This is a genomic window from Prauserella sp. PE36 (assembly GCF_003311655.1).
GTDB lineage: Bacteria > Actinomycetota > Actinomycetes > Mycobacteriales > Pseudonocardiaceae > Prauserella_A > Prauserella_A endophytica.
This window is the reverse complement of the sequence record NZ_QEQT01000081.1, coordinates 105,803-131,648: the sequence shown is the minus strand read 5'-3', so window position 1 is coordinate 131,648 and position 25,846 is coordinate 105,803. Positions and strand designations below refer to the sequence as shown.

Below are 25,846 nucleotides of genomic sequence, written 5' to 3'. Positions count from 1 at the left end.
GCGCGAGTTCGAGGAGCTCACGACGGCAAAGGACGCATGTGTTGGCGTGCATGGCGAATGCGGCAGACTCCCACGAGCCGAGTGTTCCCAGTAGGAAACTGGCTGCGGAGATGGTGTATACACATCCGGAGGCTTCATGTCTGAGCAAGGCCCCACTCCCTTGCGACCACGACAGCATAACCTACTATGCTTATACGTAGATTGGGAGGGCGCCGCTCAGATCGCGACGCCGTTGGCGCGAAGCCACACTAACGGATCGATCTTGTAGCCGTCCTTGTGCACCTCGAAGTGCAGGTGCGGGCCCGTGGACTGGCCGCGGTTGCCGACCGTGGCGATCTGCTCCCCGGCAGCGACGCGCTGGCCAACGTATACCAGTGTCTCGTTGATATGGCCATACACGGTGATGGTGCCGTTGTCATGACGGACGCGAACCCACAAACCGAAACCGCTCGCAGGGCCGGATGAGATGACCACTCCGTCCAGCACGGAGACAATCGGTGTGCCGATGCTATTGGCGATGTCCAGTCCGTAATGGATGCTTCCCCAGCGTGGCCCGTATGTGGAGGTGATTACGCCCGTAGTGGGTGCCACGACAACGCTTTGGTTGGGGCGTGGGGGGTGGCTGTGGGGCGCGGGTCGGGGTGCCGGCCGGCTCGACCTGGAGGGTGGATTCCGGGTGGATGCCGAAGCCTGCTCGGACGCCCGGTGGCGCTCCTGCCAGTCGCTGTACTCGTGCCGTTGGCCTTGAAGATCGGCGAAGGTGCGCTGCGCTTGCGTGAGCCGGGCCTGAAGGGCTTCCTTGCGCTCGAGGAGCTCGGTGCTGCGTCGCTGAGCGGCAGTCTCGCTTGCCACCGCGGTCTCATACGCTTGCGCCGCGGCGGTCTTGGCTTGTTCGGCCGCCTGTGCCTTGTCCTTGGCTTCCTGCGCGGCTGTCCGGGCAGCGGCATCGGCATTGGCCTTGGTGGACATGGCTTGCCGGACGACGTCGAGCGCGTTCAGTCGCGAGTCACCGACCGCGTTGAGCAGTGACGCACGGGCCAGTAGATCCTTTGGGCTGTCAGATCCCACATAGGCACTGAGCGATCCGATGGTGCTGCCTTGGCGAAAGCTGGCGGCGGCGAACTGGTCAAGCTGCTGTCTCGCCTGCTGGAGCTGGGTGATGGCCGCATTGACCTCGGTGCGAGCGTTGTCGGCGGCCACCTGGGCCGTGTGAGCCGCAGTACGGGTGGATTGCACTTCCTGTTGGGCAGCGGTGACCTCGTCGTAGCTTGCGGCGAGCTCGAGCTGCGCTGCGGTTAACGCCGTGCTAGCTTCGGCGACCTGGTTGGCCAGGCTGCCGACTTGCTCGGCGATTCCGCGCGCCTCCGCACTACTCGCCTGGAGTTCCTCATCGCTGGGGTTTGGCGGGGGCGGCATCGCGGCCGCTCCGGGAGGCGTCGCTAGGGCGAAGGCGGCGATCACACTGGCGAGGGCGCCACGGGCCGCGAACCTGCGTCCAGTCATGGCACCCTCCTCGGTAGAAACTATTTAACATAGTACTCACGGGTATACTGCGACAACATGGGTCTCTTTCGCAACACCAGTCACTCACGTAGGCAGTGACTGAGAGGTTGGCTATGGTCTGGAGGTGTCATTCCGCGGATTTCTTCTGCTCGCGATGGCGGCCGTAGCGCTGCTCGGCGTCGGCGGCTGTGCAGGGGGAGGCGAAACAGAGCCTTCGGTGGCGGCGCCTGTCTCGATCAGCCTGTTGGCTCCTGACGAGTTCGCCAAGGCGATCGCCGATCCCGCTCGCATCGTGATCAACGTCCACGTCCCCTTCGAGGGGGCACTGCCTGGCACGGACATGATGATTCCGTTCAACGAGATCGAGCGGCGACTTTCCGAGTTGCCGTCCGATCGGACGCTGCCCATCGCGGTCTATTGCATGAGCGGCCGGATGAGTGCCGACGCGGCGCGGGCCCTGAAGGGCCTCGGATTTGCGGACATCGTCGATCTCGACGGTGGTATGCGGGCATGGCAAGCCAGCGGCCGAACGCTTGCGCAGTCCGCGCCGGGCAGTTGACGGCTCCTGGTGAATTCGGCCTGGTGTCGCGCCGGCGGATCAGCTACTATCTGAGTTAGTAGCGGTTGGTGGCGTTCCCCCCTCGCGCCCCGCTGCTTGCGGGACCATGTTCCGGAGGTCGCCCTCCCAACATTGGCCCGCGCCTCGTTGCCGGGCGGAGCATGATCCCGAGAAATCCGTCCGGCAGCGAGGCACTATCCGGCACATCTCCGTGGTCCGCTGCCACGCACGTTGAGTGGGGAATTCACGTCGACGCGGGGCTCCCCAGGACCGCTCGTCGAAACCGGTGCATGCTGCTGACGGTCGGCTGTGCTCGGTCGCTCCGGGTGGTCGACCACACGTAGCCGTGCGGCGCTCTGAGTCCTGCAAGCCCAGCAGGGACGCCTGCTGTTTCTGGTTCCGGGCCCGCGGAGTGTCTGGGGGAGGCTTCGCAACCACGCCAGGTAAGGCCGGGCTCTAAGACAATCCTGAGGTCGCATCGTTGGCTGGGAGCGGACTCCTCTATGTCCGTGCTCACTGGTTGGCCCTTCAGCTGAATGACGAGCCTACCGAGCGGACGCTCGGCCTCACCACATGCGGCAAGGGTGCGCCGGAAGCGCGCGGCACCCAACGTGACGCGCACTTCCGGCAACCGACCACAACCACTACTCACGTCGAGGTCTGAGTCACCAACGGCAGGCATCTCCGACCTCTATCAACACATGACGTTACTGATTCACCCCGTGCTGGAGCCGAGGATGCGATCAGCCAACCATGCGCCGGGCGCCGATCAGGTGTCCGTCGCCCTCCATCGATCGCACATCGACGAGTTGACCCTCGGTCGGCGCATCGACCATCTTGCCCTCACCGACGTACATGCCGACATGGTGGATGTTGCTAGGGTTGCCAGTGCCGTCATCGTAGAACAGCAGGTCGCCGGGAAGCAGTGCGTCGAGGGAGACCGGCTTGCCCGCCCCCCATTGCTGCCGGCTGGTGCGCGGGATGTTGATGCCCGCCTGCGCATACGACCACGAGGTGAGACCCGAGCAGTCGAACTCGTTCGGACCGGTAGCCCCCCACTCGTACTCGGAACCACGCCGGGACAACGCAGCCTGGAGTGCGTCGTTGGCCGCGCCCGGAGGGCCGAGGTAACTGCCGGAGTCCTGCACCGTTTGAAGCTCTGCCTGCTCGGCCGTGCTGAGGTCGTCGAGGGCGGCCTCAACCTGTTCGATCTGTTCGTCGAGTCTTGCCTTGCGCCCCTCGAGCGTGCTCACAGCACGCTCTGCTTCGACCGCGGCTTTGCCCGCCCGCTCCTGCGCTTCCGCAGCAGCGTTGCGGGCTGCATTGGCCTGATCCCTAATGCCGCTGAGCCGGTTCAAGACATCGGAGTTGTTGTTCGCGAGCACGCCCAGAGCCGACATCTGGTCCAGAAACTCCTGGCTGGAGTCGCTGGTAAGGATCGCCGACCACCGAGCGATACGGCCATTGCGGAAACTCGTGGACGCAAGGATGTCAACCTCGTCCCGGAATGACATCTCCGCACGCTGTGCCTGCTGCAGGGCTTGGTTCGCCCTGGCGAGTGCGCCGTTGGCATCGGCCAACTCCGCCTGCCGGCGCGTGAGCTGATCTTGGGCTTCGGACAGGTCTTCCTCGGCATCCGCCGCTTGTGCGCCGAGCTCTTGATAGCGCTCCATGGCGTCCGATGTGCCGTCCTGTGGCTGCGCGCTGGCAGGGAACGGAGTCAACGCGATCGTCAGCGCCACTGTGGCGACGGCGGTCTTGCTGATGGCGAAGCGGCGTGGGTACGCAGTCACGAGTGCTGGATCTCCTGGTGGTGTCGGCATTGCTCGCAGGACCGCCCCGCCGGTCCGCGGTCACAGTAGAGTAACGCCGCCGATCTTGTCCACTAGGAGACCTAGTACTAGGCGGGATCAGAGATTCAGCTCACCGTCACAGCGCGGGGTTCCAGCCGGTCGGAGCGATTGAGCACATGCACGCCGGCCGCGCACATCCCGCCGACTGCGACGAGTGCCGCCCAAGGTACCCATGGTATTCCGCTGCTTCGTGCGAGATCAAGGGCCGCACCGGTGGCGAGATTACCGACCGCAATGCCGATACCGCAGATCGTGTTGTAAAGCCCGTAGTGAGTCGCGACGAACCGATCACCTGCCAGCGTGACGATGGTATCCATCTCGAATGGGAACACCACCACCGTGCCCAGCGTGAGCAGTGCGACGGATAGGGCCAGCGGCAGGAACGTCCAGACTTGACCCGGCGGGCTCGCCGCCGTGAGCAGCGGGGCGGTAAAGGCCAGGCCCATCAGCGATAGCCCTACGGTGAGGCACCGGCCATGATCCCAACGTTGGCGGCACCACGCGGTGATTCGCAGCTGCCCCACGATGGCAAGTATTCCGGATATTCCGAAAAGGATTCCTACCTCGACGGTCCCCACGGTTTCCGAGCCGGCAAGCCTACGTGTCTCCAGCGGCAGCGCCAAGTACACCTGAAATGACAGCACGTAGGAACCGATCATGGCTGCCGAGAACGCCAGGAACCGGCGGTTGGCCAGCGCGACGCGCCAACCGGCAAGCAGTGAGTCATGCGCGTCGCGCGAGCGGCGTTCCGGCAATGATCGGATCTGCAGAACGGTCAGAACCAGGAACACGGCCGCGGCGACCAGACACGTGAGCTGGAACGCCACACCGGTCAAGGCGAGTCCAATCAAGGGGCCCAAGAGAATGCCCGACTGATAGAACACGTTGAACAATGCGAAGGCCTCGACGCGGCGATCTCCGGCATCTGCGGCGACATACGCCCGTACAGCGGGGTTGAACAGTGCCCCCGCGAACCCAGTAGCCACTGATGCCACGAGTAGAGCGGGGACAGAGTCGACCAGCCCGAGCATCGCGAAGCCCCCGGTCCGCAGGGCACAGCCGGCGACGATGAGCGGCTTGTAGCCGAAGCGGTCGGCCAGGCTGCCACCGAGCAGGAACATCCCCTGCTGGGAGAAGTTGCGGGCGCCGAGGATCAGGCCCACCATCCAGCCAGCGAGACCCAGGCCGAGCGACAGGTGTGCCGCCAGATACGGCATCAGCATGTAGAAGCCGATGTTGATCGTGAACTGGTTGAGCGCAAGGAGCTGGACCGGCCGGTCAAACGAGCGGAACTGGCGAAGAACGTCGGTCATCGATTGGCTCCAGGAGTGGCTGCGACTGGGTCGACCACGGTCGTGCAGCGAGTCCAACGCTGGACCTCGCGTTCGCGGGGATGCGCGATTGTGTCAGGCTCGGCTGGTGGCGGTGCGTCCAGCAATCGGTGTTCGGCGCAGAAGGTGTCGTTGTAGACGGTGTCGAAGTAGCGTTGTGGACCGTCGGGGAAGATCGCGGCGATCCGAACGTCTGGGGACTGGGTACGTGCGAGCCAGCCCGCCACGAGGGCGACAGCGCCGACGCTCCAGCCACCGGTGGCGTACTGGGCGGCCGCGAGCCTGCGACAGGTGATCACAGATTCGCCCGGACTTACCCAATGCACCTCGTTGAACGCCTCGTAATCGACGTTGCGTGGATAGATGCTTGACCCTAGACCCCGCATCAGACGGGCACGCGCGGGCTGGCCGAAGATTGTCGAGCCGACCGTGTCGACGCCGACGAGCTGCAGGTTCGGGTTGACGCGGCGCAACTCCCGCGCCACGCCGGCCGAGTGTCCACCAGTGCCCACCGAGCAGACCAGCACATCGATTCGATCGAGCTGCGCGGTGAGTTCGCTGGCCAGCGGCGCGTAGGCGTCCACGTTGTCCGGGTTGTTGTACTGGTCCGGGCAGAACGATCCGGGGTTCTCAGCCAGCAACTGCGAGACCCGATCGCGGCGCGCCTGTTGCCACCCCCCGGTGGGGTGGGGACGGTCCACGATGTCGACGCGTGCCCCATAGGCGAGCAGCAGGCGGTGCACGATCGGCTCCATGCCCGGATCAGCGACGAGCGCTACCGGATGTCCATACACGATCCCGGCGAGCGCCAATCCGAGGCCGAGCGTGCCGCTGGTCGACTCGACGATCAGTCCGTCGGGACGTAGCGCGCCACAAGCGCGGGCGCGAGCGACCATGTGCAGGGCGGGGCGGTCCTTCATCCCGCCAGGGTTCTGACCTTCGAGTTTGGCCCAGAAGCCCTTGCCGTCGTGATTGAACGGCTCGTCGATCCACACCACCGGCGTATTGCCTACCGTTTCCGCGCGGCGGGCGCGCGCCTGGGCAGGCCGGAGCAGGACAGGCGAAAGCATTGAGTTTCCGTTTCTGTGGAGTGCTGAGTTGAGCTGGACGAAGCAGGACGAAGCCTGCGATCAGCGCCTCAACACGCACAGCGCGTGCAACACACCGCGTCCCCAGCAACGCTCGGGCGCGCACGATCGTATTCCGCAGCGCGGTGTTCGCGAGATTCTGCCAGCGGTGCCGCTTCTGCTGAGCAGCACCAGCGGCAACGCGACCGACACGAGAAGCGAACTGTCATGTGAACGTGATGGAGCGAGATACTGCGGATGTGCTGAGTGTTCCGAGTGTTCCGGGTCGGTCTCGTGCTCGCAGTTGTTCGACGATTGCTGGTGACCGTGTGTTGTGACAGCAGCATGTGCTTGATCGGCATGCTCGTGACCATCGATACACGGTGAGGTATGAAGCGCCAGGCACGCGAAGAGCACACCGAGCGCCAACCCGAGATGGGCATACACGCGTGCACGCGTCGCGTTCTGGTGACGTCTCACAGTTTCCACAACCTACCGGTGAACGCGTCGGATCAAGGGAGCCGGACGCCCCGTTCACCCGGTCGTGGGTCGGACTCATGTCGTGTCACAGTGCAGGTTTTCCTTTGCTGGGTAACAGGTTTACCGCGAATGCATCGTCTACTAGGCGCGATCGTAAGATCATCCACATGGGGTGGGCGCCGACCATGCTAGGGACATGAGTCGGGCGCACGCGCAGGTATGTGGCGCAGCGCACCACGTAGTCAACGAGTGCCCGTCATGCCGGCCGGGTTGATCTTGACGGGCACACCTGATGGTGGCTGTGCAGAGTCGCCGTTCCCTCTGGAAGATGTAGCAGGCCAGTGCGCTGCGACCTGGCTCGCAGCTCTGGGGAGTGAGGTGCTTGGCGTTCACGATATGGATGCCGGCGGAGGAGTCGAGTCATGGCGCAACCGAGCCCCGGCTCGTCAGTCCCGGGCGGGGGAGTGGGAAATCGGATGGCGTGCCGTTGACGTGCTCGCCCCGTTACACGGTCGAGGCCGTCCGGCTATGCCCTTCTGCGGAACAACAACCGGCAACTAAACATCGGGTGACACTTGCTCGCGAGGCGATCGAGTCGCCGTTTACTGACCCGCCGCGCCGAGCAGGCCCCAGCCGGCGCGTCGTACGGCCAACAGGATCGCCCCGATGAACTCGGGCGTCTCGGAAGCCAGGGTCGCAACCTTCAACTTCGTGGCAGCGAACCGCAGGTGTGAGCGAACGTCCTCGTGACCCCATGGTGATCACATCACCGGGGTTCTCTAGACCGCGGATGGTGGAGGCGGATGTTGACCAGCCGCTCCAACGGTCCCCGCCCTAACCGGCGATGCCACATCATCGAGATCGCGATCGTACCCGTCGATAGTGCGGCAAGCGGCCAGTTCGAGGCGGGAGACTGGACCGAATCGGGGCCCAGCAAGGCGATCACGACGATCTGGCCGGTGTAGGCGGTCAACGGCATAGTTCCCGTGGCCGCGAGCGGGTAGCTTGTGATCAGACCCCAATGCCAACGGGCCAGTAGCAGGCATAGACCCAGGATCGCGACGGCCACGCCGAGTGCACCACCCATGGCGAAGGGGGAAGCGGCGTGAGGCCGTATGGCCAGGAGCACGCCGGGCCACAGTCCGGTGTCCGAACTGGCTGAGGACGCGAGAGCCGCTCCGCTCCCATAAGCCAACGCGGCCGTACCGCAGCCGGCGAACACCAGTCCGGCTTGAACATCACGTCGCGAGAGGGGTAGTCGGCTCAGGGCAAGGCCGGCTAGAAGGTAGCCACAGTAAGCTACTGCGGGGTAGTAGCCGGTGACGAGCTCGCCCACCAGGTAAGTATCGATCGTGGGCCCCGTTTGGCTGGTGAGCACCTGTCTCAGAGACGCAACAACGAGCGTGCCGAAGAGTAGTGCTGCCGCAGTGCCTACCCACAGCGTGCGGGTGCGTGACCACAACAACGGCAACGCGAGGACGAACAACACGCCATAGGTTGGCAAGATCACCGCGACCGGCGACCCGACTGTCATTAACACCAGGCCTAGTGCGCAGACCAGAACGGCGCGCAACGCGATTTGGACCCGCAGTGTCCTGCGCGTGTGGTTGGGCGCATTGGCCGTCAGTAGGCCGAGACCGACCCCGGCCAGCACTGCGAACAGCGCGGCAGATCGCCCGTCGAAAATCCACATCCAACGCGCGCTCGCGCCGGTGGTGTCCGTTTTGTCGGCACCGAGGTGCGCGACGAGCATGCCGATGACCGCAACCCCTCGGGCTACGTCGACGCCGACCAGCCGGGGGCGAGCGGCGGCTGGCGGCGCAGCCACGCCAGCGTGTTGGTCCACCATGCTCGCTCCCGTGGGAATTGACTTTGTGGCCGGTGGAGCGAGTTGCCGCACCCCAGGCAGTGAAACCCGTACGATTTACTATCATAGATAGTAGCTATGCGGCTTCCGTCGATGTCCTGGGCCTGTGTGATCCGCTTGGGCTTCGTTCGCATCGCTAGCGGGCCGGAGTTTGCGCTCAATCTCCCGCTGAAACGGGCGAGGGCTCAGGTGGTGATGCCATCGTCCGGCGTGCGGGCGAATCTTGCCATCAGATTGAGCCGCTCCGGAGCGGGTCCCGCACGTGTGCGTTGGACGGCTTGACAGTGCTGTGCGGTCTAAGGACGCCGAGTGGGAACTGCGCCCTGCCGGATGCGATCGCGCTGTCGAAGAAGCCTCCGGGTAGCCGGTGCTGACGATCGTGTCAGAGCCCACGCATGTGACTTCGGCGGTCGGCAGGCAAGTCACTGCCCGCGCGGGGTGAACCAGCTGCTGGACGAGTTGGCATGCGATCCACGCGGACGAGGGATATGTCGCGCCACCCGCTTGGGCAGGAGGGATGGCTGTGGCCTCGAGGGAGGCCCCGGTGCTCCCCCGGCGGGTGCGGGCCAGCAGTCGGGGCATGCGGTGCGCTGGACGTGTGAGCTATCAGGGGCGTTGACGCAGGCTGCGCCGCAGTCGGTCAGGCCAAGGTCGCGGTCGCACCCCCGGTGGTCTCGTGCGTCGAGGCGCCGGGTGTTGTTGGGCTGCACGCGGTGTTGGAGACGGCCCGAGAACACACCAGGCCAGGCGTAGGCGTCAGGTTCGCTGGTGGGCCAGCGCGGCGGCGCGTCACGGTCGCTGCTCATGGTGGAGGCTGGCCAGGAATCCACATGCCACCCACGAGGCGTGAGCGCGCTAGCCAAGGAGCGCCGAGGTCGTTGGGGGGTGCGGCAGGAAGAGCCGAGCGTAGACGACGTTGGCCACGGTGCCGCTGATGGACCATAGGGGACTGGCGCGGCGTACGTCCCCCTCGTTGGAGTGAACCGTTCGCCGACGGCGTTGGTGCGGTCGCGCACGGTGTAGGTGTCCATGACCGGCCCACGAGCGAGGAACGCGTGAATGCTTTCCACGGCTCCGCTGCGGGCGTCGCGCCGCGCGGCTGCGAGAAGCTCGGCGCCGACGAGCGGTTGGCCTCCTCGCTCTGGCACATGCATGAACTGGAAGCCGCGCTGGACGCTGGCGGCGATGGCTTCGAGGTGGGGGCGTTCGTCCGGGTCGGGGATTGGGTGACCACCCGCGAGGACGGCTGGTATGTCTTCCGCTCTGCCGCGAGGCAACCTGGCGCCGAGCTAGTCGAGTTGATGTTCAACCAGGCCGAGGTGGATGCCATCTATGCGGCCATCCACGACCACGAGTTCGACGCCTCGGCCTACATCCACGCGTAACACACGGCACGACGACGCCCCCTCGACCGTGCTGGCGGAGGTCATGGGGCGTCGCTGCCTCTGAGGCCGGTATCGTCGCTCGAGCAGGCACGGTGTCTCGCCTTGTCGCCAGGTCTTCCCCGGCGTACGGTCGGCCTGGAGTCGCCGGTCCGTACCACATCCCTATCTTCTCTCGCGTGGATTTCCTCATGACCGCCGCTCGACGGCACATCCTTGATCGCGATGTAGTCGGCCTCCACCGAGGTCGAGAACCGTTGTCCGGACACGCGTGAACTGTCATGCCAGGTACGTCCCGTTCGGATACCGGACGACGAGGGTGCCGCGCTCAACAAGAATGTTGACGGCTCTCGTCACCGTCTGGGTACTCACGCCGTACTCGCGGGCGAGTACTTCTCTGCTGGGCAACTGATCTTGGAACTCGCCAGATCCAATACGCTCCGCCAGGTGGTCGAGAACCTGCCTGTAGTCGTAGTCGATTCTCGATGGGTCGAGTGGATAGGTCGGCTTGGGACGAATCGGCATGACGTTTCCGCTGCCGCTGCCGTCCTGTTCAGGCTTCACGGTCGCCTCGCTCGATCTCTTCTTCACGGTCATGGGCAACCATGAACATTTGGCCGGCGAGTGACACGAGCGAGCCCGCCACGCGCTCAAGCTCGCGGTACCCATATGGGCGTTCAGCGGCCTGCAGGCGCTCAAGGGTATTCACCATGAATTCGCACTGCCTCTGTATCCAGTCATCTTGGTACTTGTCGTGCGCCTCGAATATGGCCTGCAGGAGCTCTGGGTCGTGTCCTTCAGCAGGTACCGGCGGCATGGAGTCCAGCCAGTCAGTCTGAACGAGCGCCCCGAGATCACGTCGTGCTTCTGCGACCTTGGCTTCATCCTGACGGTTCTCCAGCGCTCGCCAAAGGACCCACCAGTCGTATGGGGTCATCGGGGCGAAGCTCCAACCGCCCGCTCCGTAGAAGGAGTTCGCGTGCATCGACATGAGCTACCTCCTCATCTGTCTTTGCAGTTCAGAATAGCAGCTCATATGGGCGCATATGAGCCCATCTAGGCAAGTAGTCGCACATCTGGGCCCTAATGTGCGCCCTTGTGTGGGAAGACCGCAGCTCGCGTATCGACCATGAATCGCTGGAACAGCACCTGTGGGAGCAGGTAGCCGATGACTTACGCACCATGATCGGCTCCCGCGAACTGCCACCTGGCGCGAAGCTGCCGAACGAGCGCGAGCTGGCGGAGCTGTACGCGGTGAGCAGGCCGACTACCAGGCGGGCCGTCTTCGAGCTGCGGAAAGAGGGCTTGCTGATCGTGGTCACTGGCAAAGGGACGTTCGTGCGGCGCGCTGAACGCCCGTGATCCCTGACCAGGGCAAACGTGTGCCGACAATGTCCATTCGTGTGGATGGACGGCCATGCAGGCGACTATCCGATGGGGCAATCCCGGTAGCGTCACGACCGACAAGACCCTCGCGAAGCCGCGATGCGGGACGATGTCAACGCCGCTTGAATCCTGGTTCTGGCACGCTTTCCGTGATCGATCCTGGCTGGTTCACTCGGCAAGCAAGACGCGTTTGCGCAGAAGATCAGGCTTGGCGCGGCCGAACATCTGCCGTTTGAGCATCTTCAGTCGGTTGACGTGGCCTTCGACGACACCACTGCTCCAGGGCAGGGTGAGCCCGGCGGTGACCGCGTCCTGGTCCCGACGCAGTCCCAGCACGAAGGACCGCAACGCTGGCAGGCCGCTGGTGTCGACGGCGGTCATCCATCCTTCCAAGTCCTGGCCGCGCAGCGAGCACATCATGGTGGCGAAGCTGCGAACGTGGCCGGCCAAGGCGTTCAGTGGTGGGCTGGCGGCGAGGATGGCATCCAAGCGTTGCTGGTCGACCGGGTCGATGTCCGTAGGGTCGGTCATGATCCAACTGACGACGCGGCGCACGGAGGGTGGTTTGCGTGGTGGCTGGGGGATGCGGGTTGTCGTGCGGAACTGGTGCAGGTAGCTGCGGACCAGGGTCTCACCGCCCCGGTAGCCGCGTGCGGTGATCTCGGTGAACAGGATGGCCGCGTTGGTGCATCCGGCGTTCCAGCGGTCGTGCAGATAGGGCTTGAACTCTTCCAGCAGGCTGCGGCGGCGTCCGGTTCCGTTGCGGGTCAGCAATTCCTCGACCGTGTCGGCGCGGGCGAACCGGCGAACGGTGCCGCGCGCTAGGTTCAGTTGGCGGCAGATCGCTTTGATACCAACGCCTTCGGCGATCAGTGCGTGCACCGCGGCGTGACGTTCTCGGGTGCGGACCGCCCAGCGGTCCGTTCGGTCACCCGGCATGGGTGGTGCCACTGGGAGGAGAGGGTCATCGGGTCCGGAGTGGTCGTCAGCAGCGACTGATTCGTCTGTCTTGGGGTTATCCGCCTTGGTGTTGTTGTCGGTCTCGACGGTCAGGGCGGCGCTCAGGTGGCTCTGGTGTTGGGCGATGGTGCGTTCGATCGCCTCTGCCAGGTTGTGCCAGACATGCCAGCGGTCGGCCACTTGCACCGCATCCGGTGCGCCGTCGCGGGCGGCTTCGGCGTAGGCGCTGGCCCGGTCCCGGCAGATGATCTGGATGCCGGGATGCGCCCGCAGCCAGTCGGCGACCGTCTGGGCGCCGCGGTCGGTGAGCACGTCGACCGGCCGGTGGGACTCGACATCGACCAGCAACGTGCCGTAATGGTGGCCGCGGCGCAGGGCAAAGTCGTCGATCCCGAGCACCCGAGGAGTGGGGCGGTCGGGATCGGACAGGCCACGCACGATGCGCAGCAGCGTCATCCGGCTGACCGACGCCGCCAGATGCCGGGTCAGCCGCGCCCCCGCTCGACCGCCCAGCGCCAGCGCGACCGCACATAACATCCGTTCCAAGATCGTGGTGCGGCGGGCGTAACGACCGGCCAGTTCGGGTGACTGCTCGGCGAAGGTCGTCTTGGTGCACTCGGGGTTGTCGCAGAACAACCGCCGGACCGTCAGCCGGATCAGCACCTCCTGGCCCGCTGCGGCGGTGTCGGACAGGCGACGGTCGTAGCGACTGTGCACCCGGCCCGAGACCGTCCCGCAGCCCGGACAGGCTGTTGGGGTTTCGCTGGTCCTGGCGTCGATCCGGACTGTCCGGCCCCCTGCCGACACCGCCTGAACCTGGACACCAGTCAGGTGCGGCCAGAGAACCCGAATCAGATCAAGATCAACGCACTCGGGTCATGATCAACTACCCGAACACCTCCCGACCGCCAGGGTCGATCACGGAAAGCGTGCCAGAACCTGAATCCTGACCCGGTTGTTCCGGGTGAAGGTTGACCCACCCCGGGATGTTGCTAGTCGTTGGTCTTGGTGGCCGCTGGGACGCGGCCGAGGTCTCGGTCCTTGAGTCGGTAGCTGTCTCCCTTCAGTGAGATGACTTCGGCGTGGTGGACGAGGCGGTCGATCATCGCGGCGGCGACGACGTCGTCGCCGAAGACTTCACCCCAGCGGCCGAAGGGCTTGTTGCTGGTGACGATCAGCGAGGCTCGTTCGTAGCGGCTGGACACCAGCTGGAAGAACAGGTTCGCGGCTTCGGCTTCGAAGGGGATGTAGCCGACCTCGTCGACGATGAGCAGCGGGATGCGGCCGAGCTTGACGAGCTCCTCTTGCAGCTTGCCGGCGTGGTGGGCGTCGGCCAGCCGGGCGACCCATTCGGCGGCGGTGGCGAAGGCGACACGGTGCCCGGCCTGGCAGGCCCGGATGCCTAATCCGATGGACAGGTGGGTCTTGCCGGTGCCGGGTGGGCCGAGGAAGACCACGTTGTCCTTGCCGGTGATGAAGTCCAGGGTGCCGAGGTGGGTGATGGTGTCCCGCTTGAGCGAGCGCTGGTGATCGAAGTCGAACTCCTCCAGCGATTTGCGCGACGGGAATCGGGCCGAGCGGATGCGGCCTTCGCCGCCGTGGGCTTCGCGGGCGGCGACCTCGCGTTGCAGGCAGGCGGCCAGGAATTCCTCATAGGTCCAGGTCTCGGCGCGGGCCCGTTCGGCCAGCCGCTCCACCGACCCGGCCAGCGAGGGTGCCTTCAACGCCCGGGTCAGGTAGGCGATCTCGGATGCCACATTGCGGCCGTTGCCGTTGCTTGTCTTGCTGGCCATCACGCGACCCCCTCGGCACTGACCGGGGTGTCGGTGAGGCCGAACAGTCGGTCGTAGTCGGCCAGGCTGCGCTGCTCGACAGCGGTCTGCACCGGAGCGACAGCGACCAGTCGACGGGCCTGCCGTAGTTCGGCGGCCGCGGCGGCGTGCACCGGGTCGGTGATGCTTTGGTGATCGGCCCAGCAACGGGCATGCCGGGCGACCTCGACACCGGCGAGGGTGACCACGACCGCGTCGAGGTCGGCGCTGATCTCCACCCGGCGACCGACGGCGCTGGGGTGCACGGAGTAGTCGTTGGAGTCCAGCCGCACGTAGTGGTCGCGCGGGAGCCGGGTGGTGCTGCGCCACCCCACCACCGGGGCGACCGGCGGTAGCTCGAGCATCGCCGCCTTGTCGGCCTCCCAGCGGTCGATCGGGCGGCAGCCCAACCGACGGTGCTGCCGGGTGTTGGCCCGCACCAGCCAGTCCTCGAGCTGGGTGTTGAAATCGGCGGGGCTGGTGAAGGCGCGGCCGGGCAGGAACGAGGTCTCCAGATAGCCGTTGGCCCGCTCGACCAGTCCCTTGGCTTCCGGGTCTGCCGGGCGGCACTGGATCACCTTGATGCCGAGCGTTCCGCGGAAGGCGTTCATCGCTTCGGTCAGCTGCGGCTTGCCGCCGCGCCACTGCCCGACAGCGGCCTCGTTGTCCCACACCAGCGCCTTGGGCACCCGGCCCCAGTCGCTGATCAGCGCCCAATGCCCGGCCAGCAGGTCCGGACTCTGCCGCGAGGGCAGCATCCGGGCGGCCATGATCCGCGAGTAGCCGGAGACCATGACCAACACCGGTGGGCGGCCCACCTGCCCGAATCTGAGCGGGATGTCCACAGGCGGGAACCACAGATCGCACTGCGCCAGTTCGCCCGGCTGGTATTCCGTGCGCGAGGCCGGATCGGTCGGTTTGAACAGCGGCCGCAGCTGCTGCACCCGCTCGAAGAACACCGTCTTCCCGCGCTGCCAGCCCACCCGCTCAAGGATCACCGTTGAGGGCATGTCCGGGAACTCCGCCAGCAGCGCCCGGATCTGCGGCTCCACCGCATCCACAATCGAGCCCTTCGCCGGCCGCTCGTACTTCGGAGGTGCGTGCGACGCGAGCGCCTTCCGCACCGTGTTCCTCGAGATCCCGAGCCGGCGGGCGATAGCCCGAACCGCCATCCCCTCCGCCCGATGCAACCGGCGAATCTCCGCCCAGTCCTCCACGTTCAGCACCTCATGATCGTCATGGGGTGGGTCAAAGTTCGCGCGGAACCAGAGGGTCAGTATTCAGCCGGAAGCGACAGACGAGCTGGATCAGCGCGAGCCTCTGTCGGTTCCGGCTGAAGACTGGTTCTGGCACGGTTTCCGTGATGGACCCGGGTTCTGGCTCGCTGCGGGGTAGTTGATCATGTTTCGGGTGTGTTGATCTTGATCTGGTTCGGGTTCTGTGGCCGCATCTGGCGTCGGTGCGGGTGGGAGCAGTATCGGCTGTGGGGCCCGTACTGGAGATCGTTGCCGAGACTGTCGCTCCCACAGCGGCCTGCACGGGCTGCGGAGCGGTGTCTGGCCGGGTGCACAGTCGGTATGTGCGTCAACTGTCCGACACCGCCTCGTCCGGTCGTGAGGTGTTGATCCGATTGCGGGTTCGCCGCCTGTTCTGTGACGACTCTGCTTGCGTGAAGATCACGTTTGCCGAGCAGCTGCCGGAGCTGGCCGGCCGCTACGCTCGCCGCACCACGATCTTGCAGCAGGTGTTGTCCGCGGTCGCGTTGGCTTGGGTGGCCGCGCTGGAGCGCGCTTGACCCGGCATTTGGCCGCGTCAGTTAGCCGGATGACGCTGCTGCGCCTGGTCCGCGGCCTGCCCGACCCGGGCCAGCGCACCCCTCGAGTGCTCGGGGTCGATGACTTCGCCCTCCGCCGTGGCCACCACTACGGAACGATCCTCGTCAACGTCGAGACCGGGCGCCCCATCGACGTCCTGACCGACCGCAGCGCCGCCACCTTCGCGAACTGGCTTCACAGGCACCCCGGAGTGGAGATCATCTGCCGGGATCGGGCCGGCGCTTACGCGGAGGGTGCTCACGCCGGTGCACCCGATGCGCTGCAGGTCGCCGACCGATGGCACGTCTGGGACAACCTGGCCGATGCGGTCGAACGTAGCGTCGCTCAGCACCGCACGGCCCTGCCCGCCGCATCGGCCCCAGACACCGACGACGCAGCCCCGGCCAGCCAGAGCCCTCGCCGCGAGCAGATCAAGCCCGAAAGCTCCGCACCCGTCACCCCAGAGCAGCGGACAGACCGCTGGGCAGTGCGAGCCCGCGAACGACACGGCGCGGTGCATGCCTTGCTCAATGACGGACTCGGAATCAACGAAATCTGTCGGCGGCTGGAGCTCGCGCGCGGCACCGTCCGCCGGTTCGCCCGAGCGGCCACAGTCGAGGAACTGCTGGCTCGCAACGGCACCGGCCGACGTCTCAGCCTCCTGGTAGAGTTCAAGCCCTACCTGCGCCAACGCTGGAGCGCCGGCTGCACCAACGCCACCACGCTCTTCACTGAGATCACCGCACGCGGCTACCGGGGCGGACCGACGCTGGTCCGCGACTACCTGCACCAGTTCCGCACCGCCACGCACATCCCACATCCACCACGCAAACCCCCGTCGGTTCGCCGGGTCGTCGGCTGGATCATGAGCGACCCAGCAACCCTCGACCCGGTCGACCAAACACGCCTTGATGCCATCCTCGCGACTAGTCCGCCGCTAACCGCTTTGGTCAGCCACGTCCGCGCCTTCGCGAGCATGATGTGCTCGCTGCGGGGCCAAAACCTCGAGCAATGGATGAAAGCCATCGAAGCCGACGACCTCCCAGCGCTGCGCTCGTTCGCCAAGGGGCTGCGCCGCGACCAGGATGCGGTCACCGCTGGCCTCACCCTGCCCTGGAACAGCGGAGTCGTCGAAGGCAACGTCAACCGGCTCAAAATGCTCAAACGGCAAATGTTCGGCCGCGCCAAGCCCGACCTCCTCCGCAAACGCGTCCTCCTCACCAACTAAACGAATCACGGAAACCGTGCCAGAACCCGAATTCGGACCCGGCTGTTCCGGGTGAACCGTGACCCACCCTGGTTTGGTTGTTTAGTCGTTGGTCTTCGTGGCCGGTGGGACGCGGCCGAGGGTCTCGGTCTTTGAGGCGGTAGCTGTCTCCCTTCATCGAGATCACCTCGGCGTGGTGGACCAGGCGGTCGATCATGGCCGCGGTTATCTAACCCCTCAGATTGACTGTCCACGATGTACACGGTCGTGGTGGCCGGTCTCCCGAGTATCTGTTGTGGGCGGATTATCTTGCTGCGTCTATGACGGAGTCTGTGAGGGTGCAGCGGGTCGTGATGCCCTCGGGCACGGAGTCGGCGACGGTTCTGGCCGACGGTGTGGTCGTGGATTCGGCGGACCGGTTCCTGGCGCATCTGACGGCGATCGATCGTTCGCCGAACACGGTCCGCGCCTATGCGCACGATCTGCGGGACTATTTCGACTTCCTGACCTGCCGCGGTCTGCAGTGGGATGAGGTTGTGCTGGAGGATCTGGGCCGGTTCGTGACGTGGCTGCGACTGCCGGTCGAGGCCCGCGACGGGCGGGTGGCCATGCTGCCGTGGGTGGAGGCGAACCTCTCCGCGACGACGGTGAACCGGAAGCTGTCGGCGTTGGCGTCGTTCTACGAGTTCCACCAGCGCCACGATGTCGAGCTCGGTGAGCTGTTGACGCGGTGGCGGCCGGGCCGTCGGGGCGGGTCGTGGCAGCCGTTCCTGGCGCACCTGGGCGCCCGGCCGGAGCGGCATCGCGCGATCTCGCTGCGGGCCGAGCGGCGCCCGCCGCGGGCGTTGAGCCAGGCGGAGATGACGACGCTGATCGACTCCTGCGACCGGTTACGAGACAAGTTTCTGCTGAGTTTGTTGCGGGACACGGGGTTGCGGATCGGCGAAGCGTTGGGACTACGACACGAAGACGTTGATGCCCGTCGTCGGCTGGTGGCGGTCCGGCCGCGGGAGAACGTGAATCGGGCGCGTGCGAAGACGTGGTCACGGGAGGTTCCCGCCGACGGCGGTCTGTTCCGTCTCTACAGCGACTATCTGCATGAGGAATATGGGCTGCTGGACTGTGACTACGTGTTCGTCAATCTCTGAGGCGCTCCGGTCGGTGCGCCGATGAGATACGCCAGTGTCGACCGGCTGGTGCGTCGGCTGCGGGAACGCAGCGGGATCGTGTTCTCGCCGCATCTGTTCCGGCACAGTTACGCCACCGGATTGCTGCGCCGCGGGGTCCCCGCCGAGGTCGTGCAGCACCTGCTTGGGCACGCCAGCATCAGCACGACCGTCGACACCTACTCCCATCTGGGCGTCGAAGATACCCGCCGCGCCCTGGTCGCGGCAGGATTCCTCGACCAGCCAGCCACGACGGAGCCGACCTCATGAGCCAGCTGGCGATCGGACGACGAACGGAGAGGGGCACAGGGACGCGGTACGACCTGGCGGTGATCGGCTCGGGCGGGGGCGCGTTCGCAGCGGCGATCGCGGCCCGAAACAAGGGCCGCACGGTGGTGATGATCGAGCGCAACACCGTCGGCGGCACCTGCGTCAACACCGGATGCGTGCCGTCGAAGGCGGTGCTGGCCGCCGCCGAGGCCCGCCATGTCAGCCTGGACGGCCGGTTCCGCGGCATCAGCGTCACCCCGTTCGGCGTCGACCTGCCCCGCCTGATCGACGCGAAGCGGGGCTTGGTCGACTCGCTGCGGGCGGAGAAATACACCGACCTGGCCGCCGAGTACGGCTGGGACGTCCTCGAGGGAACCGCCACCTTCGCCACCGACGAGCACGCCGACCCGGTGTTGCGGGTCGGTCTCGCCGCCAGGGGCACGCAGGCCGTGGTGGCCGAGCACTACCTGATCGCCACCGGCTTGACCCCGTGGGCACCTCCGATCGACGGGCTCGCCGAAGCTGGCTATCTGACCTCCACCACCGCGATGGAACTCGACACGCTACCCGCGTCGATGATCGTGATCGGGGGCAACGCGATCGGCCTGGAACAAGCCCAGCTGTGGAACCGGCTCGGCGTCCAGGTGTTCGTCGTGGAGGCGTTGGATCGGCTGGCGCCGTTCGAGGAAGCCGAGATCTCCGAGGTGATCGCCGAGGTGTTCGCCCGCGAAGGCATCGGCGTGGTCACCGGCGCTACCGTCACCCGCACCGACCGGGACGACACCGGCTACCGGGTGACGCTGACCGGCACCGACGGCCAGCCCACGCAGCTGCGGGCCGAGCAACTGCTGGTGGCCACAGGCCGCCGCCCGGTCACCGCCGGCCTCAACCTGGACGCGGTTGGGGTCCAGACCGGATCACGCGGTGAGGTTGTGGTCGACGAGCACCTGCGCACCGACAACCCCCGCATCTGGGCGGCCGGGGACGTCACCGGCCACCCGCAGTTCGTCTACGTCGCCGGAGCCCACGGCACCCTCGTGGCCGACAACGCATTCGACCACGCCGGACGGACGCTGGACTACCGCCACCTGCCGCGGGTCACGTTCACCAGTCCTGCGATCGCCTCGGCCGGGGTGACCGACGCCCAGGCAGTCGAGCAGGGCTACGCCTGCGAGTGCCGGGTCCTGCCGCTGGAGTACGTGCCGCGGGCGCTGGTCAACCGCGACACCCGCGGCCTGATCAAACTCGTCGCCGACCGCGGCACCGGCCGCCTGCTCGGCGCGCACGTGATCGCTGAGGGCGCCGGGGACGTGATCGCCACCGCCGTGTACGCCCTCGCGAATGACATGACCGTGCAGCAGATGGCCGACCTGTGGTGTCCGTATCTGACCATGGCCGAAGGCATCAAACTCGCCGCGCAAACCTTCACCCGCGACGTGTCAAAACTGTCCTGCTGCGCATCCTGACCGAACGATTCGCCCGCACCACGCCGGGTAGTCACTGCCTGAACGGACGCGACGCATCGGGGAGGAGTTCTTGTGACAAGCACAATCCGGGGCTTGGCCGACGATCTGGCCCTTGGGCCACTTCGGGGTATGCGGCGACGAAGGTGAAGGAACCAGTCAGCATGACGCTCTACCGGTGACGCCTTGTTTCTCGTATCCGGTGACCTGACCGGGTCGGACTTCTCGCGGACCGCGACCGCCGTGTGCTCGTCGGCGCATGGGCGGTCGCGCCACTGGCGGCCGAGTGGATCCACCAGGCCGCCCTGGTCGTCCGCGCCGCCGTTCCCGTCAGCGAGGGATGCTGCTCGTAGCGCTGGACGGCGCGCCGCTGCAGCCACCGCGCGCACCGCAGGCAAACCCGATCTCGCGATGCTGTCCCAGGCGAACCAGCTCCGCCTCGGGGTACTCGGTGCCGCAGCACCAGCACCCGGTCGCCGAAGCCCGTGCCTGTTCAGGCTGCGCCGACACCAGGATCACCTCCAGCCCCGCAATGATGTGCGCTGAGACCACCATCCCACTAGATGCGGCTATCCGGCTGCGGGTCTATGCTGTGCGAACGGACTGGCTCGGCGGTCGTGCCGCAGAGCTCCCGGACATCCTCTCTGCTTCGACGGCGAGCTCTGCGTGCCGCGCCTGCTGTCTACCAGTCGTCCGTCAGGAGACATCTGTTGACCAGCTACAGCGTTCTGCCCTCCGGTCCCCGCGCCACCGTCATTGCCACCTGGCCCGGCGAATGGTCCGACCACAGTGTCAAGGTCACCACCCTCGCCGACACTCACCAGGCCAGCGAACTCGCGCACGTCCTCACCCGCCTCTCGGAAGGGGCGTGGGACGCCGCCGCCTGGCTGGACACGTACTCCGCGATCGAGGCCGGCGTGACCACGCTCATCGACCAACTGCGCGCACCGGCGGACAAGATCAATGAGATCCACCTGCCCGAAGGCGGTTACCGGCACACCGACCAGTGGAGCTTCACTGACGTCAAGGACCTGCTAGCGACCGAACTGCCCGCGTCCGTGAACGCGTTGACCCGCGCCCAGCGGCTCACGATCGCCGACGAACTGTCCTCTGACGCCGCCAGCCGCACGCAGGCGTTGCGTCTCCTGCCGACCGGACAGGATCCCGCCGCGACCTCCCGTGCATGGCAGATTTGCGAGGTCACCCGATCACTGCGCAACGGCCAAACCGGTCCGCTCCCCGAAGGTGCCGCCGCGTGGTTGGTCAGTGGCTGGGGACCTGATCGCTCACCGGCCGAGCGGTGGGCGGCCCGCGATCGGTTGGTGCGTATCGAGCAACTGGTCTCCGCGTGTCAGGCGCACGGCGGCCGGGCAGCGGCGGAAGACGACCCGATGCTCGCCCACCTCGTGGTGCGGTACGCCGTGGAAATGGTCGACGACGAAGTCTTCTATGTTTCCGTGCACGACGGACATCGCAACTCGTGGGATACCAGCCCATACGCACCGATGACCGTCACCCGTGCCGGTAATCACCACCGTGAATCGGAGATCCTCGGCGCGCTCGACCCGACCGACGACGACGGATTCGTCCGGACGCTCGGTGAGTGGACCCGGCTCGTGCCGTACCACCGCTGACCGGCCTGCCATTTCAAACGATCAAGCCGCCAGCGTGCATGCGTCGGAGTCTCTCGGATTCGATCTCGTCCTCGGCCAACTCGACTGTCGCGTCCTCCTCGGCTTCAGAGCGCACAGACCCGCAAGCCGCCGTGCCCTCTCAGCGCCAATTCCGGTCACGTGCGCCGCGTGTCGGCGGAGATCGGCCTCGGGTCGATCGCCGGGTGCTCGGCCCGCCGCGCCTGTCCTACATACGCCGGTTGCCGGGGCTGCGGGAGGGACGTCATACTCGCGTTTGGACGAACTCGAATCCCCGGTGACGGACTTGCTGTCGTAAGCCGACCAGCCGTCAAGGTCGGTGCTGAGCCGGATAAGCCAACCTCGCAATTGACATCGCCGGCAGCGGTGATGTGTCACTGACGCGGCCAGCTTGGATCCATCCCTCGAAGGTCTCAATCCTGCTGGATGCCTGCGGCGATGGCATCTACGTTGGCAAGCAGAGTCTTCACCGCGTTGGTTTGTGCTGCCTCGCGTCGGTAGGCAAGCTGTACGTCGAGCGACCACCGTGGCAACGTGAGCGACAACTCGACGATAGTTCCAGCCCGCAGTGAATCCACTGCCGCGAATTCAGGAATGATTGCCACATAATCCTGTTTGATCGCCAACTCGATCGCGACTGAGGGTAGTCCAAGAAGTTGGACCGGACGTTCCGGCGGTCGTCGCGGATATTCGAAGATCTCGGCAAGTATATCCGCGTCTGGATTCCAGCGATAGACGGCAATCCGTGAGGTACTTAGCGCGTCGATACCTACCGAAGGTTGCTCGGCCAACGGATGTCGGGGATGGCTCACGGTGAGCAGTCTGGAGCGGCACAAGTTGTGCGCCGTGATGCTTGCCGGAAAAGCCTGATTGATGACCAGTCCGATATCCGCTGTTCCATCCAGTAAAAGGTCGATTACTTCACGACTGTGGGCGACTCGGCAGTGCGCTTGTAACGACGAATCGCTCAAGATCTTGAGTACCGGTGGGAAGAGTTCCGTTCCGAGGCTGGCGGGCGCGGCAAGAATGAGCCGGCTGGACGCCTCGGTTCCCACTGCCTGGTGAGCCTCGCCGAGTAAGTCGAGACAGCGACGTGCGTAAGGCACCAGTCGTTCTCCGGCTGGGGTAAGCGTTGACCCGCGGGCTGTGCGTGCGAACAACTGCGTCGTCAGTTTGTGTTCCAGCGTGGCGATGCGTGCGCTCACGGAGGGCGTCGCGAGTCGCAGTTCCCTGGCCGCTGTGCCGAAGCTTCCGGCGCGGGCAACGGTGAGGAATACAACGAGATCGAATGTTTCCAGGCTCTCATGAGCAGCCATAGGCCCAGCCTAACACTGGCGACAGGGAGATGCCACCTACCGCGCCAGCGTACACGCTGCCATGCTGGCGAAACCCGCGCGAAGTCTATATAGGAGCACCTAACGGGCAGATCGGAGACTCCGATGGCAAAGCGTTCTCCTCGATTGAAAACACTGATGGCAGCGGCGCTATCGCTCGCGCTGGTCAGTACGTCCTGCGGGACCAATTCCGGGGCCGTTGGTTCGGACAATTCTGCGGGCCTGCCGACCACTTTGGTGGTCGCTACGGGTGATTACAAGGTTCCGACGAGCTTCTTGAACAAGAAGGGCGAGCTGGACGGGTTGAACGTGGACCTCACCAGGGCGTTGGGCCGTCGGCTCGGCGTCGAGATGAAGCTGGTGGCCGTTCCGTTCGACGCTGTGATTCCCGGTATACAATCCGGCCGGTTTGACACCGCTCTCTTCAATGTGAGCGATACGCCGGAGCGGCGCGCGGTCGTCGACCTTGTCGACTACGCGCCATCGGGCACTGTGATTGTGACACGAAAAAATGATCGTAAGGGAATCACGGCCAACCCACTTACTCTATGTGGCCGGACAGTCGCGGTGAAGGCGGGGCAGACCGAGTTCAATATCCTAAACAAGGACGTGTCGCCGAAATGCAAAGAGACGGGCGAACCTGCGATCAATTTCCAGACTTTCAAGGACGACAACGGCTTGGAATTCGCCGTGGAGACTGGGCGTGCTGACGCCTTCCTCGGGGGCACCACGGTGACGCCCTACTTCGTCAGCAGGAACTCTGACACGTTCGAGATCGTGGGCAAACTGCCGATTGCGCTGGATCCGCTGGGTATGCCGTTCGCGAAGGGGCGCGATGACCTGGTGGGTGCCGTGCTCGCTGCATGGAAGGAGATATGGCAGAGCGGCGAGTACGAGCGGATCGCGAAGAAGTGGTCACTGCAATCAATTGTTCCAAACGATATCTCGTTGTTCACCGTGAACGGGGGCGACAAGTCATGACATCGCTTACCGAAAGCCGGGAGACGTCGCTCGACCGCGATCGGGCTACCGCCGAGGACTTCGAGGTCAAACCGGGCCTGCATATCGTGCGGTGGGTCGTGGCGGGCGTGGTTCTCCTCTTTGCTGCGCAACTGGTATACGGCGCGGCGACCAATCCTCGGCTGTCCTGGGATATCGTGGCCGACTACTTCTTTGACCCGCAGATACTTGATGGCCTGCTCGTCACCTTGGGATTGACGATGGTCTCACAGGTGCTTGCAACTGTCATCGGGCTCACCGTGGCGCTCATGGCGCTGTCACACAATCCGGTGCTCGTGGCGGTCGCTCGCCTCTACGTCGCTGTGTTTCGGACAGTTCCCACGATGGTGCAGATGTTGTTCTGGTACTACCTTGCGGCCGTCGTACCAGTCTTGTCGATTGGCATCCCATTTGGTCCGGACCTTGTCACACTCGACACAAACTCGGTAATGACTCAGTTCGCAGCGGCATTGCTCGGTCTCGCACTTGGCGAGGCAGCGTTCTTGGCGGAGTACTTCCGTGGTGGAATCATCTCGGTACCGCGTGGGCAGATCGACGCAGCTGCGGCTTGTGGACTGAAACCGGCGTGCACATTCCGCCGCATCGTGCTTCCGCAGGCGCTCAGGGTGATCCTGCCTGCCTACGGCAATGCCATGATTATTAACATCAAGAACACCTCGCTAGTCTTCGTAATCGGGGCCGGCGACTTGATGACGCGCGCGCAGCTCATCTACTCCCAGAACTTCCAGCAGATTCCGCTCTTGATTGTGGTCAGTGGCTGGTACATGGTGATCGTCTTGCTGCTCACCTGGCTGCAACGTCGTATCGAGGTTCGGTATTCACGGGGTTACGGAGATCGCCCGGGGCCCGGCAGAGTGCGGTCCTGGCTCCGTGGGAGCCTGAGGACGCGGCCGAGGAGCGTGCGATGAGCGGAAGTATTGTGGTTCGTGCCATTGGCGTTCATAAGTGGTACGGCGATGTGCACGCGCTACGCGGCGTCGATCTCGATGTCCCCCGAGGAAGCGTGGTTTGTCTCCTCGGACCCTCAGGCTCAGGTAAGAGCACCCTTTTGCGTTGTATCAATCGACTGGAAGTACCGACTTCCGGCGGTGTAGAGATCGAAGACCGTTGTATCGGCTACAAGCGCGAGCGGGGACGTCTCCGTCCGTGCAGTTCACGGCGTCTTGCCGCGCAACGTCGCTGCACCGGGATGGTCTTCCAGCAGTTCAACCTGTTCGCGCACATGACGGTTCTGCAGAACGTGATGGAGGGCCAGACAAGCGGTCTGGGTACGCCGAAGGCGCAAGCCCGTGAGCGCGCGTTCGAACTGCTGGATCGCGTTGGTCTTGTGGACAAGGCCGACCATTACCCAGGGCATATCTCCGGAGGTCAGCAACAGAGAGTTGCGATCGCGCGTGCTCTCGCATCGAATCCCAAGGTGCTGCTTTTCGACGAGCCGACCTCGGCGCTTGATCCTGAACTCGTGGGTGAGGTCCTCGCAGTGATGCGATCGCTCGCGCAGGAGGACGTGACGATGATCGTGGTGACCCATGAGATCGAATTTGCGGCAGAGGTCGCGACGGAAGTGCATTTCATGTGCGATGGATCAATTGTCGAGAGCGGAAATCCGCGCCAGGTGATCGACGCGCCACAGCAGGAGCGCACACAGTACTTCCTCGCTCATATGAGGAACCGTCGCAGTGCGGACACAACAGCATAGAAGTCGCGGTGAGGAAATACCA

The 25,846-nt window shown here is 65.2% G+C and carries 22 protein-coding genes and 1 pseudogene; 11 read left to right on the top strand and 12 right to left on the bottom strand.

What is annotated here, in order from left to right:
* Positions 1-216 precede the first annotated feature (216 nt).
* Entirely contained in the window at positions 217-1,503 is a 1,287-nt protein-coding gene (locus DI005_RS39160) for a M23 family metallopeptidase (RefSeq protein WP_233520267.1), read from the bottom strand.
* A 124-nt stretch (positions 1,504-1,627) separates the two neighbouring features.
* Between DI005_RS39160 and DI005_RS22365 the strand changes: the two genes are divergently transcribed.
* Positions 1,628-2,062, top strand: a complete 435-nt coding sequence (locus tag DI005_RS22365) for a rhodanese-like domain-containing protein (protein ID WP_228714197.1) — start codon at positions 1,628-1,630, stop codon at positions 2,060-2,062.
* Between the two features lie 743 nt (positions 2,063-2,805).
* Here DI005_RS22365 and DI005_RS22360 read toward each other — a convergent pair.
* The 4 genes from DI005_RS22360 to DI005_RS22345 all read right to left on the bottom strand — a co-directional run bounded on the left by DI005_RS22360 (position 2,806) and on the right by DI005_RS22345 (position 8,642).
* Positions 2,806-3,855, bottom strand: a complete 1,050-nt coding sequence (locus tag DI005_RS22360; protein ID WP_228714198.1) for a C40 family peptidase — start codon at positions 3,853-3,855, stop codon at positions 2,806-2,808.
* Positions 3,856-3,980: 125 nt separating this feature from the next.
* A complete protein-coding gene (locus DI005_RS22355) occupies positions 3,981-5,228 on the bottom strand; it encodes an MFS transporter (RefSeq protein ID WP_110343962.1) in 1,248 nt (415 codons plus the stop codon).
* Entirely contained in the window at positions 5,225-6,316 is a 1,092-nt protein-coding gene (locus tag DI005_RS22350; protein WP_110343963.1) for a PLP-dependent cysteine synthase family protein, read from the bottom strand. The genes DI005_RS22355 and DI005_RS22350 overlap by 4 nt, the downstream gene beginning before the upstream one ends.
* A 1,243-nt stretch (positions 6,317-7,559) precedes the next feature.
* The gene (locus DI005_RS22345) at positions 7,560-8,642 is read right to left on the bottom strand and encodes a heparan-alpha-glucosaminide N-acetyltransferase domain-containing protein (protein ID WP_113643415.1); all 1,083 of its coding nucleotides are present in this window, start codon (positions 8,640-8,642) and stop codon (positions 7,560-7,562) included.
* A gap of 1,073 nt (positions 8,643-9,715) precedes the next feature.
* Here DI005_RS22345 and DI005_RS22340 point away from each other — a divergent pair.
* On the top strand, positions 9,716-10,045 hold the full coding sequence (locus tag DI005_RS22340; protein WP_113643414.1) for a hypothetical protein: 330 nt from the start codon (positions 9,716-9,718) through the stop codon (positions 10,043-10,045).
* Between the two features lie 276 nt (positions 10,046-10,321).
* Here the strand turns inward: DI005_RS22340 and DI005_RS22335 are convergent, their stop codons facing one another.
* Positions 10,322-10,639: a winged helix-turn-helix domain-containing protein gene (locus DI005_RS22335; protein ID WP_233520266.1), complete on the bottom strand. Its 318-nt coding sequence runs from the start codon at positions 10,637-10,639 to the stop codon at positions 10,322-10,324.
* A complete protein-coding gene (locus tag DI005_RS22330; RefSeq protein ID WP_113643412.1) occupies positions 10,596-11,033 on the bottom strand; it encodes a hypothetical protein in 438 nt (145 codons plus the stop codon). The genes DI005_RS22335 and DI005_RS22330 overlap by 44 nt, the downstream gene beginning before the upstream one ends.
* Positions 11,034-11,140: 107 nt before the next feature.
* Between DI005_RS22330 and DI005_RS22325 the strand changes: the two genes are divergently transcribed.
* Complete coding sequence (locus tag DI005_RS22325; RefSeq protein WP_233520265.1) at positions 11,141-11,404, top strand: winged helix-turn-helix domain-containing protein; 264 nt, start codon at positions 11,141-11,143, stop codon at positions 11,402-11,404.
* A 192-nt stretch (positions 11,405-11,596) separates the two neighbouring features.
* On the opposite strand, the gene DI005_RS22320 is transcribed toward DI005_RS22325, so the two are convergent.
* The 3 genes from DI005_RS22320 to istA all read right to left on the bottom strand — a co-directional run bounded on the left by DI005_RS22320 (position 11,597) and on the right by istA (position 15,425).
* Positions 11,597-13,195 (bottom strand): ISL3 family transposase, encoded by a 1,599-nt coding sequence (locus DI005_RS22320; protein WP_233520264.1) that lies wholly within the window; start codon positions 13,193-13,195, stop codon positions 11,597-11,599.
* Positions 13,196-13,380: 185 nt separating this feature from the next.
* The gene (gene istB / locus DI005_RS22315; RefSeq protein WP_075849291.1) at positions 13,381-14,181 is read right to left on the bottom strand and encodes an IS21-like element helper ATPase IstB; all 801 of its coding nucleotides are present in this window, start codon (positions 14,179-14,181) and stop codon (positions 13,381-13,383) included.
* Positions 14,181-15,425, bottom strand: coding sequence for an IS21 family transposase (gene istA / locus DI005_RS22310; RefSeq protein ID WP_110344117.1), 1,245 nt, complete (start codon positions 15,423-15,425; stop codon positions 14,181-14,183). Before istA ends, istB begins: the two co-directional genes overlap by 1 nt.
* Positions 15,426-15,658: 233 nt before the next feature.
* Here istA and DI005_RS38695 point away from each other — a divergent pair, with 233 nt between their 5' ends.
* Entirely contained in the window at positions 15,659-15,994 is a 336-nt protein-coding gene (locus tag DI005_RS38695) for a transposase family protein (RefSeq protein WP_369973609.1), read from the top strand.
* Complete coding sequence (locus DI005_RS22305) at positions 15,967-17,241, top strand: ISL3 family transposase (RefSeq protein WP_369973608.1); 1,275 nt, start codon at positions 15,967-15,969, stop codon at positions 17,239-17,241. The genes DI005_RS38695 and DI005_RS22305 overlap by 28 nt, the downstream gene beginning before the upstream one ends.
* Here the strand turns inward: DI005_RS22305 and DI005_RS39590 are convergent.
* Entirely contained in the window at positions 17,231-17,437 is a 207-nt protein-coding gene (locus tag DI005_RS39590) for an ATP-binding protein (protein ID WP_304481737.1), read from the bottom strand. The two genes, DI005_RS22305 and DI005_RS39590, sit on opposite strands and share 11 nt — an antisense overlap.
* 103 nt (positions 17,438-17,540) lie before the next feature.
* Here DI005_RS39590 and DI005_RS22295 point away from each other — a divergent pair.
* From DI005_RS22295 to DI005_RS22285, 3 genes and pseudogenes are all read left to right on the top strand, one after another.
* Positions 17,541-18,656, top strand: a pseudogene (locus DI005_RS22295) (site-specific integrase).
* Complete coding sequence (gene merA / locus DI005_RS22290) at positions 18,653-20,122, top strand: mercury(II) reductase (RefSeq protein ID WP_113643410.1); 1,470 nt, start codon at positions 18,653-18,655, stop codon at positions 20,120-20,122. The pseudogene DI005_RS22295 and the gene merA overlap by 4 nt, the downstream one beginning before the upstream one ends.
* 707 nt (positions 20,123-20,829) lie before the next feature.
* Positions 20,830-21,753 carry a hypothetical protein gene (locus tag DI005_RS22285; protein WP_113643409.1) on the top strand — a complete coding sequence of 308 codons (924 nt, stop codon included), beginning with the start codon at positions 20,830-20,832 and terminating at the stop codon, positions 21,751-21,753.
* A 431-nt stretch (positions 21,754-22,184) separates the two neighbouring features.
* Here the strand turns inward: DI005_RS22285 and DI005_RS22280 are convergent, their stop codons facing one another.
* Positions 22,185-23,087: a LysR family transcriptional regulator gene (locus DI005_RS22280; protein WP_113643408.1), complete on the bottom strand. Its 903-nt coding sequence runs from the start codon at positions 23,085-23,087 to the stop codon at positions 22,185-22,187.
* A gap of 123 nt (positions 23,088-23,210) precedes the next feature.
* Between DI005_RS22280 and DI005_RS22275 the strand changes: the two genes are divergently transcribed.
* The 3 genes from DI005_RS22275 to DI005_RS22265 are packed head-to-tail and all read left to right on the top strand — an operon-like array spanning position 23,211 to position 25,824.
* The gene (locus DI005_RS22275; protein ID WP_113643407.1) at positions 23,211-24,086 is read left to right on the top strand and encodes an ABC transporter substrate-binding protein; all 876 of its coding nucleotides are present in this window, start codon (positions 23,211-23,213) and stop codon (positions 24,084-24,086) included.
* Positions 24,083-25,033: an amino acid ABC transporter permease gene (locus DI005_RS22270; RefSeq protein WP_158559871.1), complete on the top strand. Its 951-nt coding sequence runs from the start codon at positions 24,083-24,085 to the stop codon at positions 25,031-25,033. The genes DI005_RS22275 and DI005_RS22270 overlap by 4 nt, the downstream gene beginning before the upstream one ends.
* Complete coding sequence (locus DI005_RS22265) at positions 25,030-25,824, top strand: amino acid ABC transporter ATP-binding protein (protein ID WP_113643405.1); 795 nt, start codon at positions 25,030-25,032, stop codon at positions 25,822-25,824. Before DI005_RS22270 ends, DI005_RS22265 begins: the two co-directional genes overlap by 4 nt.
* Positions 25,825-25,846 lie beyond the last annotated feature (22 nt).